Annotated in this window: 12 protein-coding genes and 2 pseudogenes; 8 read left to right on the forward strand and 6 right to left on the reverse strand. The window is 70.7% G+C overall.

The window, feature by feature from the left end; all coding sequences use genetic code 11:
- Window positions 1-35: 35 nt before the first annotated feature.
- Window positions 36-1,810 (reverse strand): annotated as a pseudogene (locus OG452_RS30655) (substrate-binding domain-containing protein).
- A gap of 183 nt (window positions 1,811-1,993) precedes the next feature.
- Between OG452_RS30655 and OG452_RS30660 the strand changes: the two are divergent.
- Complete coding sequence (locus tag OG452_RS30660) at window positions 1,994-2,773, forward strand: CPBP family intramembrane glutamic endopeptidase (protein WP_327298789.1); 780 nt, start codon at window positions 1,994-1,996, stop codon at window positions 2,771-2,773.
- Window positions 2,774-2,906: 133 nt separating this feature from the next.
- Here the strand turns inward: OG452_RS30660 and OG452_RS30665 are convergent, their stop codons facing one another.
- Entirely contained in the window at window positions 2,907-3,716 is an 810-nt protein-coding gene (locus OG452_RS30665) for a PhzF family phenazine biosynthesis protein (RefSeq protein WP_327298790.1), read from the reverse strand.
- Between the two features lie 140 nt (window positions 3,717-3,856).
- Between OG452_RS30665 and OG452_RS30670 the strand changes: the two genes are divergently transcribed.
- Both OG452_RS30670 and OG452_RS30675 read left to right on the forward strand, forming a co-directional pair.
- Entirely contained in the window at window positions 3,857-4,468 is a 612-nt protein-coding gene (locus OG452_RS30670; protein ID WP_327298791.1) for a PadR family transcriptional regulator, read from the forward strand.
- 191 nt (window positions 4,469-4,659) lie between these two features.
- Window positions 4,660-5,364: a GntR family transcriptional regulator gene (locus tag OG452_RS30675; RefSeq protein WP_327298792.1), complete on the forward strand. Its 705-nt coding sequence runs from the start codon at window positions 4,660-4,662 to the stop codon at window positions 5,362-5,364.
- A gap of 122 nt (window positions 5,365-5,486) precedes the next feature.
- Here OG452_RS30675 and OG452_RS30680 read toward each other — a convergent pair whose 3' ends face one another.
- The 3 genes and pseudogenes from OG452_RS30680 to OG452_RS30690 all read right to left on the reverse strand — a co-directional run bounded on the left by OG452_RS30680 (window position 5,487) and on the right by OG452_RS30690 (window position 8,986).
- Entirely contained in the window at window positions 5,487-6,914 is a 1,428-nt protein-coding gene (locus OG452_RS30680) for an aminopeptidase P family protein (RefSeq protein WP_442810174.1), read from the reverse strand.
- A 94-nt stretch (window positions 6,915-7,008) separates the two neighbouring features.
- Window positions 7,009-7,941: an ornithine cyclodeaminase family protein gene (locus OG452_RS30685; protein ID WP_327298794.1), complete on the reverse strand. Its 933-nt coding sequence runs from the start codon at window positions 7,939-7,941 to the stop codon at window positions 7,009-7,011.
- Window positions 7,938-8,986, reverse strand: a pseudogene (locus OG452_RS30690) (proline racemase family protein). The gene OG452_RS30685 and the pseudogene OG452_RS30690 overlap by 4 nt, the downstream one beginning before the upstream one ends.
- A gap of 165 nt (window positions 8,987-9,151) precedes the next feature.
- Here OG452_RS30690 and OG452_RS30695 point away from each other — a divergent pair.
- Window positions 9,152-11,476, forward strand: a complete 2,325-nt coding sequence (locus OG452_RS30695; protein ID WP_327298795.1) for a M9 family metallopeptidase — start codon at window positions 9,152-9,154, stop codon at window positions 11,474-11,476.
- A gap of 111 nt (window positions 11,477-11,587) precedes the next feature.
- On the opposite strand, the gene OG452_RS30700 is transcribed toward OG452_RS30695, so the two are convergent.
- On the reverse strand, window positions 11,588-12,553 hold the full coding sequence (locus tag OG452_RS30700) for a LysR family transcriptional regulator (RefSeq protein ID WP_327298796.1): 966 nt from the start codon (window positions 12,551-12,553) through the stop codon (window positions 11,588-11,590).
- 407 nt (window positions 12,554-12,960) lie between these two features.
- Between OG452_RS30700 and OG452_RS30705 the strand changes: the two genes are divergently transcribed.
- From OG452_RS30705 to OG452_RS30720, 4 genes are all read left to right on the forward strand, one after another.
- A complete protein-coding gene (locus OG452_RS30705; RefSeq protein ID WP_327298797.1) occupies window positions 12,961-13,119 on the forward strand; it encodes a hypothetical protein in 159 nt (52 codons plus the stop codon).
- Window positions 13,112-14,431: an aminopeptidase P family protein gene (locus OG452_RS30710; RefSeq protein ID WP_327298798.1), complete on the forward strand. Its 1,320-nt coding sequence runs from the start codon at window positions 13,112-13,114 to the stop codon at window positions 14,429-14,431. Before OG452_RS30705 ends, OG452_RS30710 begins: the two co-directional genes overlap by 8 nt.
- A 103-nt stretch (window positions 14,432-14,534) precedes the next feature.
- Entirely contained in the window at window positions 14,535-15,440 is a 906-nt protein-coding gene (locus tag OG452_RS30715) for a dihydrodipicolinate synthase family protein (protein WP_327298799.1), read from the forward strand.
- Entirely contained in the window at window positions 15,437-16,438 is a 1,002-nt protein-coding gene (locus tag OG452_RS30720; RefSeq protein ID WP_327298800.1) for a proline racemase family protein, read from the forward strand. Before OG452_RS30715 ends, OG452_RS30720 begins: the two co-directional genes overlap by 4 nt.
- The last annotated feature ends 23 nt before the right edge of the window (window positions 16,439-16,461 follow it).

A 16,461-nucleotide genomic window follows, 5' to 3' on the forward strand; every position in this document is an offset into this window, starting at 1 on the left:
GGTGCGGCGGGCGCTCTCCCAGGGGTGCGCCCGGGTCAGCGCCAGCCGAGCGCCATGACCGCCTTCAGCAGGACCGAGTTGATCTGAGAGGGGTCACTCACCTGGTACCCCGCGCCCCCGTCGCCCCGGCGACCTGCTCGACCTCGGTCCTGTCCGTGTCGGGGCCCACCGCGATCATGATCAGCGGCACGGGGCGCCGGGGGTCGGTGAGTTCCCGGAGCTTGGCGATCAGGGCGCTGCGGGAGATGCCGTGGTCGTCCTCGTTGACGCCGTCGGTGAGCACCACCACCGCGTTGAACTTCCCGCGGGCATAGGTCCTCCGGGCGTCCTGGAACGCCGCCGGCGTGGTGTCGTACAGACCGGTGGCACCGCCCGGTACGGGCTGCAGCGCCGAGAAGGCCGCGGAGAGCCGGTCGCGCTGGGTCCCGCCGCCCTTGACCGGACCGCCGAGGCGGACCGTCGGCACCCGCTTGCGGTAGTCGTGCGTGCCGTCGAGGTGCGTGGCGAAGTCCCAGAGCCCGATCTCGTCCTCCGGCGTGAACTGGTCGAGGGCCTTGAGCAAGGCCGCCTTGGTGATGTCCATCCTGGTCTGCCCGCCCTTCCCCGGCACAGGGGTGGACATCGAGCCCGACGCGTCGACGACGGTGGTCAGCCGGGCGCTCTGGACCGTGATGGTCCACATGCCGAGCGTCTCGTCGAGGACGTCGTCGGACGGAGGCTCCGGTGAGGCGTCGGTGTACGGCTGCGGGGTGCGCCCGCCCGCCGCCTCCACCCGGCTCGCCGTCGCGGGGCGGTCCGGGAGTCTGAAGCCCCGCCGGTCCAGCTCGGCGCGGCTGGCGCCCTCGCGGAGGTAGGTCATGAACCGCATCGCGGCCCGGCTCTGATGGGTGGTCGGCTCCGCCTCGTCGACCACCGTGTACGGGTAGTCCAGCTGGGGTGTGCCGTCCTTGGGGTAGAACAGCCGCAGCTTCTGGGCGCTGCCCCGCGCCGTGTTGTGCGCGAAGGCCGCCTGCTCGGACGGGACCAGGGGCTGGTTGTGGTGGGGGGCGTCGTCCTTCTCCGTACCGGACCCGTCGTGCGCGAGTGTGCCGAGCACCTTGGAATCCGCGTCCGAGGTGCGCCGGGACAGCACTTTGGCGGTGGCGGCGACCTGGGTGTCGCCCCCTGCTGCCCGGCCCGGTGACTGGGCGATGCTGCTGAGCGCGAGCAGCCCGGTGGCGCTGCGGGCCGGGTCGGCGGTGCCGATATGGATCCTGCCCGAGCCGGTGGCCGCCGCGGTGAGCCCGGCCCAGGTGTAGGTCTTGTCCGGCCAGCCCAGCGCCTTGGCGGCCGAGGGCACCATGGCCAGGGTGACCGGGGACTCCGCGATGCTGGAGGCAGGGGTGAGAGGACGTTCTCACCGGTGTCCTGGACCCGGCCCGCCCACGCCTCGGAGTCGGGCAGCCATATCTCGTACCCCGGTCTGGCGGTGGTGGTGCCCAGTTCGTGCGCGACCCCGGTACGAGTCGCGTGCTGTGACCGCGATGTCCAGGCACCGGCCGTCGGACCGCACATGGTCCCTGCGGGCCCGCTCGGCAGCGGTGCGTACGGCCGGGACGATATCGGGCGATGCCACCGTGCGCAGTTTCACCGCGGACCCGTGGCAGGGGCCGGAGAGCCCGAACATGCCGCGCTCGACAGCCACGTCCGTACCCGCCGCCACACCGAGGACAAGCACGGTGGCGATGGCGACCGTACGACGCCGCCGTGCACCGGAACGGGGCCGGGTTGCCGGTGCCGTGAGGTCATCGGGCAAGCTGTGACGTCCCATGCGGTGGTGTTCCTCCCCTGAAGGTGAACCAGGAAAAGGGGGAGCGCGCCATCGAATTGGCGCCCGTCCCCCGGCCTGTCGTCCGCGACCTTCGTACCTGTATTCGAGACCCTGGTGGCACGGTGGTGGGGATGAGGCGCGATTGGCCAACTGGAGGCAGGTGTGCAGGCGGAGGGCGAGCGCGTGGCTGATTTTGCTCCCACAGAGGGGGCGCCGCAGCGGTTCTTGCGGTCCGAGACGGTGCTGGTACTCGCACTCTCGCTCGGCGCGAGCGGCGTTTCGGCGCTGATCAGCTTTATCGGGGCACTGACGAAACCAGGAGGGCTCAAACACCAGGCCGCCAATCTCAACGGGTCGTACGCGCCGGGGCGGCCATGGCTGGATCTCGCCTGGCAGCTTTTCGGAATCGCGACGGCCCTGGTGCCGGTCGCGCTGGTGGTGCATCTGCTGCTGCGCGAGGGGTCGGGGCTGCGCGCGATCGGCCTCGACCGGACGCGGCTCCGGGCCGACATCGGCCGAGGGGTGGTGATCGCGGCGGGGATCGGCAGTGTGGGCCTCGCCTTCTACCTGGGCGCGCGGGCCACCGGGTTCAATCTGACTGTGGTGCCGGAGTCGCTGCCCGATGTGTGGTGGAAGATCCCGGTGCTGATCCTCTCGGCGGTGCAGAACGCCGTACTGGAGGAAGTCATCGTCGTCGGGTATCTGCTGCGCAGACTGGGGCAGTTCGGATGGACCCCGATGGCCGCCCTGGCGGCGAGCGCGGTGCTGCGTGGTTCGTACCACCTCTACCAGGGGGTCGGCGGGTTCCTCGGAAATGTGGCGATGGGTGTGGTGTTCGTGCTGCTCTACCGGCGGTGGGGGCGGGTCGGGCCGCTGGTCGTCGCGCACTCGCTGCTCGACATCGGGGCGTTCGTCGGATACGCGCTGCTCGCCGGGAAGGTGGGGTGGCTGCCCACCGGGTGAGCGGCTGCCGCGGGGCCGGCGCTGCGGTGATCCTGCGGTGCGGTGAAGGGGGCGTACGGGACTGCCGTACGCCCCCTTCACCGTTTTCTGCATGGGCGGCTTCTCTGCCGCCCTCTCCCCGTCGCCACCCTTCTCAGACGTGCAGTTCGCCGTCGATGACGGTGACCGCGCTGCCGGTGAGCAGTGTGCGGTCGCCGCGCAGTGACGTCCGTACGAGACCGGAGCGTGCCGAGGCCTGGAGGCCCGTCAGGTCGTCGCGGCCCAGCCGGGCCGACCAGAACGGGGCCAGCGCGGTGTGGGCGCTGCCGGTTACCGGGTCCTCGTCGATACCGACGCGGGGGAAGAAGCAGCGCGACACGTAGTCGTAGCCGAGCGAGGGGTCGTCCGCCCCGGCGGTCGCGATGATGCCCCGCCGGGAGTGGGCCTTCAGCGCAGCGGAGTCGGGTGACAGTGAGCGGACCGTCTGCTCGTCGGCGACCTCGACGAGCAGGTCCCCGATGTGCGGTCCGGTGTCCCGTACCCCGGTGATCCGGACGCCCAGTGCCTCGCTGAGGCCGGCCGGGACGGCTTCCTCGGTGAGCGGCGACGTGGGGAAGTCAAGCGTGATCGAACCGTTCTCGCGGGTCGTCGCGGTGAGCGGCCCGCAGCGCGCCGCGAAGCGGACGGTGCCCGTCGCCGCGCCCGTGGTGTGCAGGACGTGGGCGGTGGCCAGGGTGGCGTGGCCGCACATGTCGACCTCGGTGGCCGGGGTGAACCAGCGCAGCGCCCAGTCGGCCTCGCCGCCGGCGGGAAGCGGGTGGGCGAAGGCCGTCTCGGAGAGGTTCACCTCCGCTGCCACGCTCTGGAGCCAGTCGTCGTCCGGAAAGGAGTCGAGGAGCAGCACCCCGGCCGGGTTGCCGGCGAAGGGGCGGTCCGTGAAGGCGTCGACGATTCGTATGCGCATGGGACAGACGGTAGGCGCGTGGCAACACCGCAGGCCAAGGCCACTTGCGGGGACGTGGCCCGGAAAACATTGCCAAAAGAACAGTCCCGATATATCGTTGACGCATCGCGACAGATCAACGATGTAAGGAAGTGAGTGCGATGCGTTCCCATGGACACGTACATGGACAGGGGCACGGCGGCCCCGGCCATCACGGCGAGGGTGACTTCGAGGGGCGTCGCGGCGCCTTCGGGTCGTTCGGTCCGCCGTTCGGCGGCCCGTTCGGCGGGCGCGGCGGCAGGGGCGGGCCCCGGGGGAGGGCGCGGCGCGGTGATGTGCGCGCGTCGATCCTGGCTCTGCTCAAGGACCGGCCGATGCACGGCTACGAAATGATCCAGGAGATCGGCGAGCGTAGTGGCGGGGCCTGGCGCCCCAGCCCCGGCTCCGTCTACCCGACGCTCCAGCTGCTGGAGGACGAAGGCCTGATCGCCAGCGAGAGCGAGGGCGGCAAGAAGCTGTTCACGCTCACCGAGCCGGGGCGCACGGCCGCCGACGAGGGGCCGGACGCTCCTTGGGAGGGGGCCGGGCGTGGCGGTGACTGGGAGACGGTGAACGAGATCCGGCAGGCCGGCTTCGGTCTGATGGAAGCTTTCGGCCAGGTCTTCAGGACCGGTACGCCGGAGCAGCGCAAGAAGGCGATGGCCGTGATCAGCGAATCCCGGAAGAAGCTCTATCTGATTCTGGCCGATGAGGACTCGGAGGGCGGTTCATGAGTCTTTGAGTGGTTCTGTCGTCGCCTGATGATGTGGGTACGGGTGGGATCCACCCGGCCGCAGCCGGTGGACCGCCGGGTGGCTGGGCGGGTGGACGCAGGTCGTACCCGCCCGCATGGCCCGGGGCCGCGGCGACTTCTGGGCAACGTGACATTGTATACTGATGCCCACGTGTGTCTGGAGGATCGATCATGGGCCATCTCTCGTCCCGCAGTGTCATTCCCGTGCAGGAGCACCTGCGCGACCAGGTGGCCAACGCCCTGCGCGCCGCCCTCATCGCGGGCGAGCTGAGGCCCGGCGGCGTCTACTCCGCGCCCACCTTGGCCGCCGACCTCGGGGTGTCGGCCACCCCGGTGCGTGAGGCCATGCTCGATCTGGCCCGGGAGGGCCTGGTCGAGGCGGTACGGAACAAGGGTTTCCGGATCACCGAGGTCACCGAGCGAGAGCTGGACGAGTACACGGAGATCCGCGAGCTGATCGAGGTTCCCACGATCGGACGCGTCACGGCCGTCGCCGGCGCCGAGCAGCTGGAGGCGCTGCGCCCGCTCGCCGAGGAGATCGTCCAGGGCGCCCGGCGGCACGACCTGATCGCGTACCTGGAGTCCGACCGCCGCTTCCACCTCGCCCTGCTGGGCCTGGCCGGCAACGCGCACCTGGTCCACGTGGTGGGGGACCTCCGCAAGCGCTCCCGGCTGTACGGGCTCACCGCGCTGGACGCCAACGGCCGCTTGGTGGAGTCCGCTGAGGAGCACCTCGAACTGCTCGACCTGATGCTGGCCGGCGACAAGGAGGGCGCGCAGGCGTGCATGCGGCGCCACCTCGGCAACGTCCGCTCCCTGTGGGCCGACTCCACGGAGCCGGCCCCGCCCGCCGCACGCGACCGCGGCGCGAGCTGACGGTCCACTGGACTGACGGGCGGTCTGAGCGGACGACGTGACAGTCGCTCGACCCCTCCGCCGTCGACACGGTGGCGCGGACGCCGACGTCCGCACCACCCGCTTCCCCGGACCGCGCGATATCAGCGGGCGGCGGTCACCCACGCCTCGACGTCGGCGGCGGACCGCGGCAGGGCCGACGACAGACAGAGGGCGCCGTCGGCGGTGATGAGGAAGTCGTCCTCGATCCGCACGCCGGTGCCGCGCAGGCGCGCGGGGACCGTCAGGTCGTCGGGTTGGAAGTACAGGCCGGGCTCGACGGTCAGGACGTGGCCCGGCTCCAGGACGCCGTCCAGGTATGCGCTGCTCCGGGCGTCGGCGCAGTCGTGGCAGTCCAGGCCCAGCATGTGTCCCGTGCCGCAGACGGTGTAACGGCCGTACAGGGACCGGTCGTGGAGGCCGGCGCCGCCCGGGCGCAGACCCCAGGAGTCCAGGCCCTCGGCGATGACGCGCGTCGCGGCGTCGTGGAAGTCGCCGAACCGCGCGCCGGGCCGCAGCGCGGCGATGCCCGCCGACTGGGCCGCGTGCACCAGGTCATACACCTGCCGCTGCGCGTCGGTGAAGCGCCCGCCGACCGGCAGGGTACGGGTCACGTCGCTGGTGTAGCAGGTGTCGGTCTCCACGCCGGCGTCCAGCAGGAGGAGTTCGCCGTTGCGGACGGGACCGTCGTTGCGCATCCAGTGCAGGACGCACGCGTGCGCGCCGGCCGCCGCGATCGTCTCGAAGCCGAGGCCGTAACCCTCCAGCCGGGCCCGCCGGTTGAACGTGCCCTCGATCCAGCGCTCGCCGCGCGCGAGCCGCATCGCGGTGGGCAGCTCGCCCACCACGTCGTGGAAGGCGGCCGCGGTGTGTCCCACGGCCGCGCGCATCTGCTCGACCTCCCACTCGTCTTTGATCAGCCGCAACTCCGAGACGAACGCGAGGAGTTCGGACTCGGCCTCGGTGGCCGGCGGCGCCGCCGCGTCGACCACCGGGTCCTGGCCGCGCACCACCCGGGTCGGGACGTCCGACGCGAGGGCGCGTGCGAGGTCATCGCGGGGGAGAGCCGTAAGGCCCAGGGCATCGGAGGTCTCCGCCAGGGTGCGGCGTCGGCCGGCCCAGAACTCGCCGTAGCGGCGGTCGCGGTAGAACTCGGTGCCGTTCGGCCCGCCGTCGCGCGGGGAGCGCGGCCGGGCGAACACCGTGGCGTCGTGGCCGGTGCCCGTCGGCTCCAGGACGAGGACGCTGTCCGGGGCGGCGCCGGCGCCCTCGTCCGCGGTGAGGTGGAGGAACGCGGAGTGCGGCCGGAAGGCGTAGTCGAAGTCGTTGCTCCGGACCTTCAGGCCGCCGGCCGGGACCACGATCCGCTCCCCCGGGAAGCGCGCGGACAGCAGTGTGCGGCGTTTGGCCGCGTACGCCGCTCCGGGCAGTACCGGCACCGCCGGAGCCGCCTCGGCCCACCCTTGCGTGAAGCACTCCGCCAGCGGGGGCGGAACTGCGCGGTCGTGGCTCGCGCTCTCGCGCGGCTGCATGTCGTCTCGCACCACCGTGTGCTCCGTCCGTCGGGAACCTTTCGCGAAGGTACCATTTCACATGGTACGGAAATAGGGGGATGTCACTCCGATGTCACTCCGGCCGTGCTCCCTGCTGGTACGCCGCGACGGCGACCACCAGGTCCTCCCATCCCATCCCGGTGGTCTTGACGACCGTCGGGCGGTCGCGGGGCAGAGCGGCCTTCGAGGTGAGCAGGTCGGCCATCGTCACCAGCGTGCGCGGGTCGAGCCCGCCCTCCGCCACCGCCATGACGACGTCGCCGGCTTCGCGCAGCGCGCTCGCCCGGCCTTCGACGACGACCGTGGCGCGTTCCATGAGCGTGCCGTCGATTTCACGCACCGACGGCTCGTGGGAGCCGACGGCCAGCACGAGCGCCGTGTCGCGTACGAGTCGCCCGTCGAGGACCGGCTCGCGGGCCGAGGTTGCGGCGACTACGACGTCCGCGGCGCGGACGCGATCGTCGACAGCCGCGCTGTCCGCGGCCAGGTGGCGGTCCGCCCAGGCCGTCGTCGCGCCGCCGCGGCGGGTGACCGCCGTGACGTGGGCGACCCGCGCATGCGCCCGGATCGTCCGGACATGCCACTCGGCCTGCGGGCCCGCGCCGAAGACCACCAGCCGCAGCCCGTCCGCGGCGCCCGCCGCGAGCTCGCGCAGCCGGTCGAGGCAGGCGGCGACCGAGACCGCAGGGGTGCGCAGCGTCGTCAGCGCGACGCCGTCGAGGATCGCGACCGGCGTCAGGGTCCGGCTGTCGTGCAGGAGATACGTCGCGTTGATGCGGTTCAGGCCGAGGGCGGCGTTGCCCGGGGCCACGGTCGCGACCTTCACCCCGAACCAGCCGCCGGCCTCGGACGGCATCAGCAGCCCCTGCCCGTTGGTCACCGGGGTGATGATCCGCGGCATGTCGCCGTCCGGGTCGAGACCCGCGGTCAGCGCGGCGTGGACGGCCCGGACGGCGGCGACCGGCCCCAGGGCGAAGACCCGCTCCGCGTCGAGGAGTTCGGTCATCGCAGCACGAACCCGGGCAGGAGTGCGTCGCGGGGATCGACGGTGAACCGGCACGTGCCGACCGCGTGCGCGGTGCCCGTCACCGCCGTGACGACCGCAGGTACCCCGTGGACCGTGGTCCGCTCGGTGATCCAGGCGTGAAACACCGAGCCCACCACGGACTCGTGCCGCAGCTCGTCGCCCGGGCGCACCTGGCCGGCGCCGGCCAGGACCGCGATCCTGGCCGACGTGCCGGAACCGCACGGAGACCGGTCGACCTGGCCGTTCGTGAACACCGTCATGTTGCGCTGCTGCACCAGCCGGCTGCCGTCGGCCCGCAGTTCGGTGGGCCCGGTCTCCTCGGTGAAGATGGTCCCGTAGATCCCGGACAGCCGCGGGTCGAGAGGGTGCTCGGCGGCGCGGGCGGCGTTCAGCGCGTCGCGGATCTCCCGCCCGACGGCGGTGAGTTCGGTGACGTCCTGCGGCCGGACGCGCAGCCCGACGGACGCGGCCGGCACCACCGCGTACATCGCGCCGCCGAACGCGATGTCGACGGTGACCTTCCCGCGGGAGGTCGGCACGTCGACGCCGTGCGCGTGGACGAAAGCGGGCACGTTGGTGAACGTGGCGTCCTGGACCTGGCCGTTGCTGGTCCGCACGCTTGCCGTGCCGCGCCCGGACGGGACGTCGATCACCACGTCGGGCAGGCGGTCGGCAGGTGCCGGGACCCGGCCCGAGGCGAAGGCCCAGGAGCCCAGGGCGATCGTGCCGTGCCCGCATGCGTGGAGAACCCGCGGTTGTGCCAGAAGAGGACCCCGAGGTGGGCGCCGGTGTCGTCGGGCGGAACCAGGAACCCGCCGTACATGCCCGCGTGGCCGCGCGGCTCGCCGCACAGCAGGGCCCGCGCCCACTGCGCGTCCTCACTCCGCGTCGCGATGACCCTGCGCTCGACAACGGTCAGCCCCTCACCCCTCACCTCGGCCGGGCCGGCCACGACGATCCGGAACGGTTCGCCGCCGGTGTGCCAGGCGATCGTCTCGATCGGCTCTGTCCTCGTCATCCGCATCTCACTTCCAGGCAGGCGTCGACATCCTGTGCGTCGGTGTTATGGGGCAGCCGGACACAGTGCTGGGTCCCCGAGCATTGCCCACAACTTCACCTCAGTGCAATGTTACATATCGCTGCCCGCCTCCTCGGGCGGCTTCCCTTCGCTCCCCCCACTGGAGACGCGATGCACTGTCGATCCATCCTGCCCAGAGTTCTGGCCGCTGGTCTGGCGGCCGGAGGGCTCGTCGCCGGCCTGATGAGCACCCAGGCCGCCGCGGCGACGAGCAACACCAGGTATGCCTCATCAGCGGCCGCGTCGGCACCCGCCGCAGCCATGCAGGCCGCCGAACAGCACGGGAAAGCCACACCGACCGGAGCTGAGACCGTTCGGTCCCAAGCCGCCGCCACCAGAGCCAAGCCGTTGCCCGCGAAACTGCGCGGGGAGCCGACTGCCCTGGATTCGGCCAAGCCGTCCAAGCCGCACCTGTCGGCGCACGCGGCACTCCATGCGGCCGGTGCTGCCAAGTCTGCCGCCGTCACGTCGTGCACCACGTCGGACTTCTCGGGCCGGTCCGGCAGCGACCTGGTGTCGTACATCAAGACGGTGGACTGGAGCTCCTGCATCAACCCGCTGTTCAGCCTGACCGGCTCGGACGCGCACGCCGTGTTCAACCAGTCCCAGATGCTCGCGGTGGCGAACGGCATCGCCGGCGCGGCGGGCTCCTACACCGGTGACGACTCCGGCGGCCTGAACGAGCTGATGTACTTCATGCGCGCCGGCTACTACGTGCAGTACGGAGACCCCCAGGATGTCGGCACGTACGACTCCTCGCTCCGCAGCGCCGTCGAGAACGGGTTCAACACGCTGTTCGCCAGCAGCCACGCGAACGACGTCAGTGCGGGAAACGGCGGTGTGCTGGAGCAGGCGTTCGTCCTCACCGACAGCGCGCAGGTGCAGGCCGACTACCTGGATGTCTACGGCCGGTACCTCAACGCCTACACCAGCAGTGCGTGGGACGCCGTCCCGGAGATGGACCGGGCGCTGAACGCGATCTACACCCCGCTGTGGCGCGGTCCGGGGATGTCGGACTTCGTCACCGCGGTCACCACGGATTCCCGTATCACCGACACGCTCTACAACTTCACCCTCAACCACCGCGACCTGCTCGGCGGGGACAACGACGTCCTCGACTCGAACGCGGGCAACGACCTGGCCAACTTCATCCAGATACCGGCCCTGCAGAGCAAGATCCGCCCGCTCATCAAGGGTCTGCTGGACGGCTCGTCCATTACCGGTGCCACGGACAACCTGTGGGTGCACGTCGCCTATCGGGCCAGCACCGGGGACCCGGACCAGTGCTCCTACTACGGCGTCTGCGACCTGACGAAGCAGCTCACCGCGGCGGCGCTGCCGATCAACAACGCCTGCAGCAACTTCACCATCATGGCGCAGGCGCTGACAGCGAAGGAGCAGTCCGACGTCTGCACGAGCCTGTCGAACGAGGTCGCGTTCTACCAGAACCAAGTCAAGACCACGACGCCGATCCCTGGTGAGTACTTCAACCTGAAGATGGTCATCTTCGGGAGCAGGGCCGACTACATGACCTACTCGTGGGCGATCTTCGGCAACGACACCGACAACGGCGGCGAGACGCTGACCGGCACACCGACCGACCCCGACAACATCGCCTACTCCATCCTCTACCAATGGCCGACCGACAACGGCTTCCCGGCCAACGCGTGGAACCTCAACCATGAGTTCGCGCACGTCCAGCAGTCCATTTACGACATGAAGGGCGACTTCGGCACCCAGATCACCGTCCCGGACGTCTGGTGGATCGAGGGCCAGGCGGAGTACGTCTCGTACTCCTACCGCAACCTCACCGACGACGGCGCGCTGACCGAGGCGGCCAAGCACACCTACAAGCTCAGCCAGCTCTTCCAGAACACCTACGCCATCGACGACGAAACCCGCACCTACCCGTGGGGTTACCTGGCCGTCCGGTACATGACCGAGAAGCACCCGGACCAGATCCAGGCCATGCTGGCCAAGATGCGGACCGGGGACTACCAGGGCGCCTACGCCGTCTACAACAACATCGGCACCAGCTACGACGCCGACTTCGACGCCTGGCTCGACGCTCTGGGCGATGGCAGCGGCAACGGGGGTGGCTCGGCCGCGGCCTGCACCGACACCAAAACACAGGTGATGGGCCAGAACTGCTTCAGGTCGGACCAGTCCCGGGTTGCCGGTGACACCGACTACCTGTACATCTGGCTGCCGGCCGGCACCACCACTCTGAAGGTCAACACCAGCGGCGGCAGCGGCAATGCCGACCTCTACTACGACCCGACGACATGGGCAGGCCCGTCCACCTTCACCGAGAAGTCCACCCACTCCGACAACGCCGAGAGCATCACCGTCAACAACACCGAGGCGGGCTACCGGTACATCAGCCTGTACGCGGTGACCGACTTCAGCGGGGTCACCGTCACCACGTCGTTCTGACCCTCTCCTGCCCTCTCCTGCACGACAGTGACCTGATGCCCCGAAGCCGTGGCCCGGTCGACTCCGGTCGGCCGGGCCACGGCCCCGGCATGTGCCGGCGTTGTAATCCCCCTACGGCTGCCTCCGTGGGGTCCGGTAATGGCGGGCGGCCCACGTCCGGAAGTGCGGTGCCCGGACGATGAGTTCCTCGTAAGCGGCCAGGGCCGCGCCGAAGAACGTCTCCGCGACCTCGTCCGGCACCCGCTCCCGGTGCCACACCAGCACATAGCGGCACCACAACGGCGTGCCGGCCAGCGGCTTGACGACCACACCCGGGTTCGGCTTGCACGTCGCCTGGACGACGGAGATCCCCAGCCCGTCGGCGATCATCCGCTGCAACTGGTCCCGGTCACCGAGGTACTCGTGCACGGTGGCGGGTGTGAAGCCGGCCGCCTGGAAGGCGTCGTAGCAGACACCGGGCCAGCCCGCACCGTCATCGGGCGTCAGGAACCAGGCGTCCCCCGCCAGATCGAGCAGTGGCACATCCAGTTGCCCGCTCGCGGGGTGGGTGGCGGGCATGGCCACAAAGCTGGGCTCGGTGACGATGCCACGACGTACCACGGCATCCGAATGCCCCAGCTCCCGGCCGGGATAGTCGACAGCGACGGCGACGTCCAGCTTGTCGTCCTCAAGCAGCCTGATGATCTCGGCTGAGGAGTACACGCTGCTCACCTGCGTGGTCAGCGCCGGCAGGACGGTGCGCGCCCGCTGCAGGAGCCCCGGCAGGATGGGCGTATTCGTCGCGGCCACCCGCAGCACCCGGTCGGTCCCGCGGTGGCCCGCGGTGGACCGGCGCCCGATCACGCTCGCCAGCGCGACCACCTCGCGCGCCTGCACCACCACCTCGACCCCGAAGCGCGTCGGTGTCACCCCCGCACTGCCCCTGACGAAGAGGTCCTCGCCCATGAGCCGCTCGATGCGCTTCAGTTGACTACTCACCGCGGGCTGCGAGCACCCCAGGACGGTGGCCGTCCGGCCGAGGCTCATCGTGTCCGCGATCGTGCACAGCATCCGCAGGTGTCGGAGTTCGAGTTCCATCAGCACCCGTTCCAGGTCTCTCAGGAGTGTGCCAACTTTACGTCCGGTCGCTGATTTTTGGAGTTTTGGTGAGGCCGGAGACGGGTCAACTCCGGGGCGGGCTGGGATGTTGCGCTTCGCCGTTCAGCTGGGCCGTGCGGCGTCCCGGGCTTCGGACGCCCGGCACCGGACTGTCGCGGCGACCCCATTGCTGTGCGCCGAGCCTAGGGCTTATGGTCAGTGCAATGCCACATACCACTGAGGCTGGATGAGCTACCCCTGATGTTCCGGGGGATGGCCGAACTGCGCCTGTTCCGCGGGGCGGTGGAGCTGCTCGCCGAACGGGACAGCCGGCCGCCGCTGTACGACCTGGACCGGCCGCCAACGAGGTCCCGGTCGCCGCCGCCGTCCGCCACGACGGCATGTACATGGACGCAGTACTGCAACGGGACTCCGTGGCCCGGTTCGGCGACGCCCGGGTCCGGGCCACCAACGAGTACGAGCACGAAGGCATCGGCGACGAGCGGGTGTTCACCCGGCTCCAGCACCTGGTGCGCGACACAGGAGGAGGAATCACCGGTGACTGAGGGCAGGCCCCCGAAACTGACCGGGATACCCGCGTTCAACGCCTACATGGGCACGCGGTGGGACACCCTGGACCGCACGCCCTCGGTCGTGCCCGGCGCCGCCGCGGCCGCGGCCGCCCACCGTGCCAGGCTCGCTGAGGCGCTGCCAGGCCGGACTGTCGTGGTCGCCGCGGGCGAGGCGCCGATCCGCAGCAACGACACCGCGTACGACTTCCGCCCGGACAGCGACTTCTACTGGCTGACCGGCTGCGCGATCGAGAACGCCGTCGTCGTGGTGCATGCCGGCGACGCCGTCCTCTTCATTCCGCCGCCCGCCTATCCCGGCGACCCGGCCTTCTGGTCCGACACCCGTTACGGCGAGCTGTGGGTGGGGGCCGCGCCCGGGCCCGAGGGCTGGGCGCGGGTGCTCGGCGTCGAGGTGCGCCCGCTGGCGGAGTTGCGCGACGAGGTGTCGGCGGACCAGGAGGCCGCCCGCACCCTCGCTTCCTTGCGGATGTACAAGGACGCCTGGGAGACCGACCAGTTGAGGCAGGCGGTGGACCGCACCGTCGAGGGGTTCGCTGAGGTTGTCCGGGAGATCCCGGCCGCGATCGCCGGCCGTGGCGAGCGCTGGCTGCAGGGCACCTTCGACCGGTACGCCCGGGCATACGGCAACGGCCCCGGCTACGCGTCGATCGTCGGCGGCGGCAAGCATGCGCCCACTCTGCACTGGGTGCGCTGCGACGGCCCGGTGCTCCCCGAGGAACTGCTGCTGCTCGACATGGGAGTGGAAGTCGCCAGTCACTACACCGCCGACGTCACTCGCACCTTCCCGGCCTCGGGACGATTCTCTGCCGCCCAGCGGCAGGTGCACGACCTGGTGGAGAAGGCGCACCGGGCGGGACTCGCGGCCGTCGGCCCCGGTCGCCGCTTCAGCGAGTTCCACTACGCCGCCATGGAGGTGATCGCGTGCGGGCTCGCCGACTGGGGCCTGCTGCCGGTCTCGGTGGACGAGGCGCTGTCCGATGCAGGCCAGCAGCACCGCCGTTACCTGATCTGCGGCATCGGCCACCACCTCGGCCTCGACGTGCACGACTGCGCGCAGGCCGCTCCCGAGGCGTACCAGGATGCCTCGATGGGTGAGGGAATGGTGCTCACCGTCGAGCCGGGGCTCTACTTCCACGCCCACGACCTGACGGTGCCGCCGGAGCTGCGGGGGATCGGCGTGCGCATCGAGGACGACATTCTGATCACCGCCGAGGGCTCGGACGTGCTGTCCCGCGCGCTGCCGTTGGACGCCGACGGCCTGGAGGGATGGATGGTCGCCCAGTGATCCAGTGGACCTCTCTCATCGTATGTGAAATTGTACGTGTGACATCACATAGGACATCGCACTGTTGAACCTTCTTTTCCACCACCAGCCAAGGAGCTGCCGCATGACCAACTCCGCGAAGCCCTGGCACGGAGTCCACGTTGCCACGGCCCTGCCGTTCCACGAAGGCCTGTCGGTCGACTACGACGCCTTCGCCGAGCACATCCGCTTCCTGGCCGCCGGCGGCTGCGACGGCGTGACGCCCAACGGCTCGCTGGGCGAGTATCAGACGTTGACCGCCGAGGAGCGCGCCCGCGTCGTCGAGACCGCCGTCCAGGCCGCTCCCGACGGCTTCGGTGTGATGCCGGGCGTCGCCGCGTACGGTGCGTTCGAGGCCCGGCGCTGGGCCGAGCAGGCCGCCGAGGCCGGCGCCACCTCGCTGCTGCTCCTGCCGCCCAACGCCTACCGGGCAGAGCGGGCGGCGGTCGTGGAGCACTACCGCGAGGTCGCCAAGGTCGGGCTTCCGGTCGTGGCCTACAACAACGTGATCGACACCAAGGTCGACCTCACCCCCGACCTGCTCGCCGAACTCTTCCAGGAGGGCACGATCGTCGGTGTCAAGGAGTTCACCGGCGACGTCCGCCGGGCCTACCAGATCGCCGAACTGGCGCCGGGCCTGGACCTCCTCGTCGGCGCCGACGACGTGCTGCTCGAACTCGGCATGGCAGGTGCCGTCGGCTGGATCGCCGGCTACCCGAACATGCTCCCGCGAAGCACCGTCGAGCTGTACGGGCTGGCCACCTCCGGCGACCCGGCTGACCTGGCCCGCGCTCTGCCGGTCTACCGCGACCTGCATCCGCTGCTGCGCTGGGACTCCAAGACCGAGTTCGTGCAGTCCATCAAACTGTCGATGGACATCGCCGGGCTCAAGGGCGGCGCCTGCCGGCCGCCGCGGCTGCCGCTGTCGCCCGAACAGACCGCCCGGGTCACCGCCGACACCGAGGCGGTTCTCGCCAAGGGCTACAAGTGAGGTCCCGCCGCACTTTCCACGCCGTCGACTCGCACACCGAGGGCATGCCGACCCGGGTCGTCGTCGGCGGCGCGGGCACCATCCCCGGCGCCACGATGGCCGAGCGCAGACGCTGGTTCATGGAGAACAGCGACGACGTCCGCACGCTGCTGATGTACGAGCCGCGCGGGCACAGTGCGATGAGCGGCGCGATCCTGCAGCCATCGACCCGCCCCGACGCGGACTTCGGCGTGCTGTTCATCGAGGTGTCCGGGCTGCTGCCGATGTGCGGCCACGGCACGATCGGCGTGGCCACCGTCCTGGTCGAGACCGGGATGGTGCCGGTCACCGAGCCGGTCACCACCATCCGGCTGGACACCCCGGCCGGACTCGTCGTCGCCTCGGTGGCGGTCGAGGACGGCGCGGCGACCTCCGTCACCCTCGCCAACGTGCCGTCCTACGCCCACGCGCTGGACGCCACCGTCGAGGTGCCCGGGTACGGCGAGGTGCGCTACGACCTCGCCTTCGGCGGCAACTTCTACGCGATCGTCGAACTCGCCGACCTTGGGCTGCCGTTCGACCGGTCCCGGGCCGGCGACCTGCTGTCCGCAGGGCTGGCGGTGATGGACGCCGTGAATGCCGCGGATCGGCCCGTCCACCCCGAGCGCGACGACATCGCCGGCTGCCACCACGTCTACCTCAAGGCCCCCGGGTCGACGGCCCGGCTGTCACGGCACGCCATGGCCATCCACCCGGGGTGGTTCGACCGCTCACCGTGCGGCACCGGCACCAGCGCGCGGATGGCGCAGCTCCACGCTCGCGGTGAACTCGCCGTAGGGCAGGAGTTCGTGAACGAGTCCTTCATCGGCACCCGCTTCACCGGACGCCTTCTCGGAGAGACCATCGTAGGGCCGCACGCCGCGGTGCTGCCCTCCATCACCGGCCGCGCCTGGATCACCGGGACCTCGCAGTTCCACCTCGACCCGAGCGACCCCTTCCCCGGGGGGTTTCTGCTGTGAACGTACCCTCCACCCCCCACCTG

The organism is Streptomyces sp. NBC_01197, assembly GCF_036010505.1.
GTDB lineage: Bacteria > Actinomycetota > Actinomycetes > Streptomycetales > Streptomycetaceae > Streptomyces.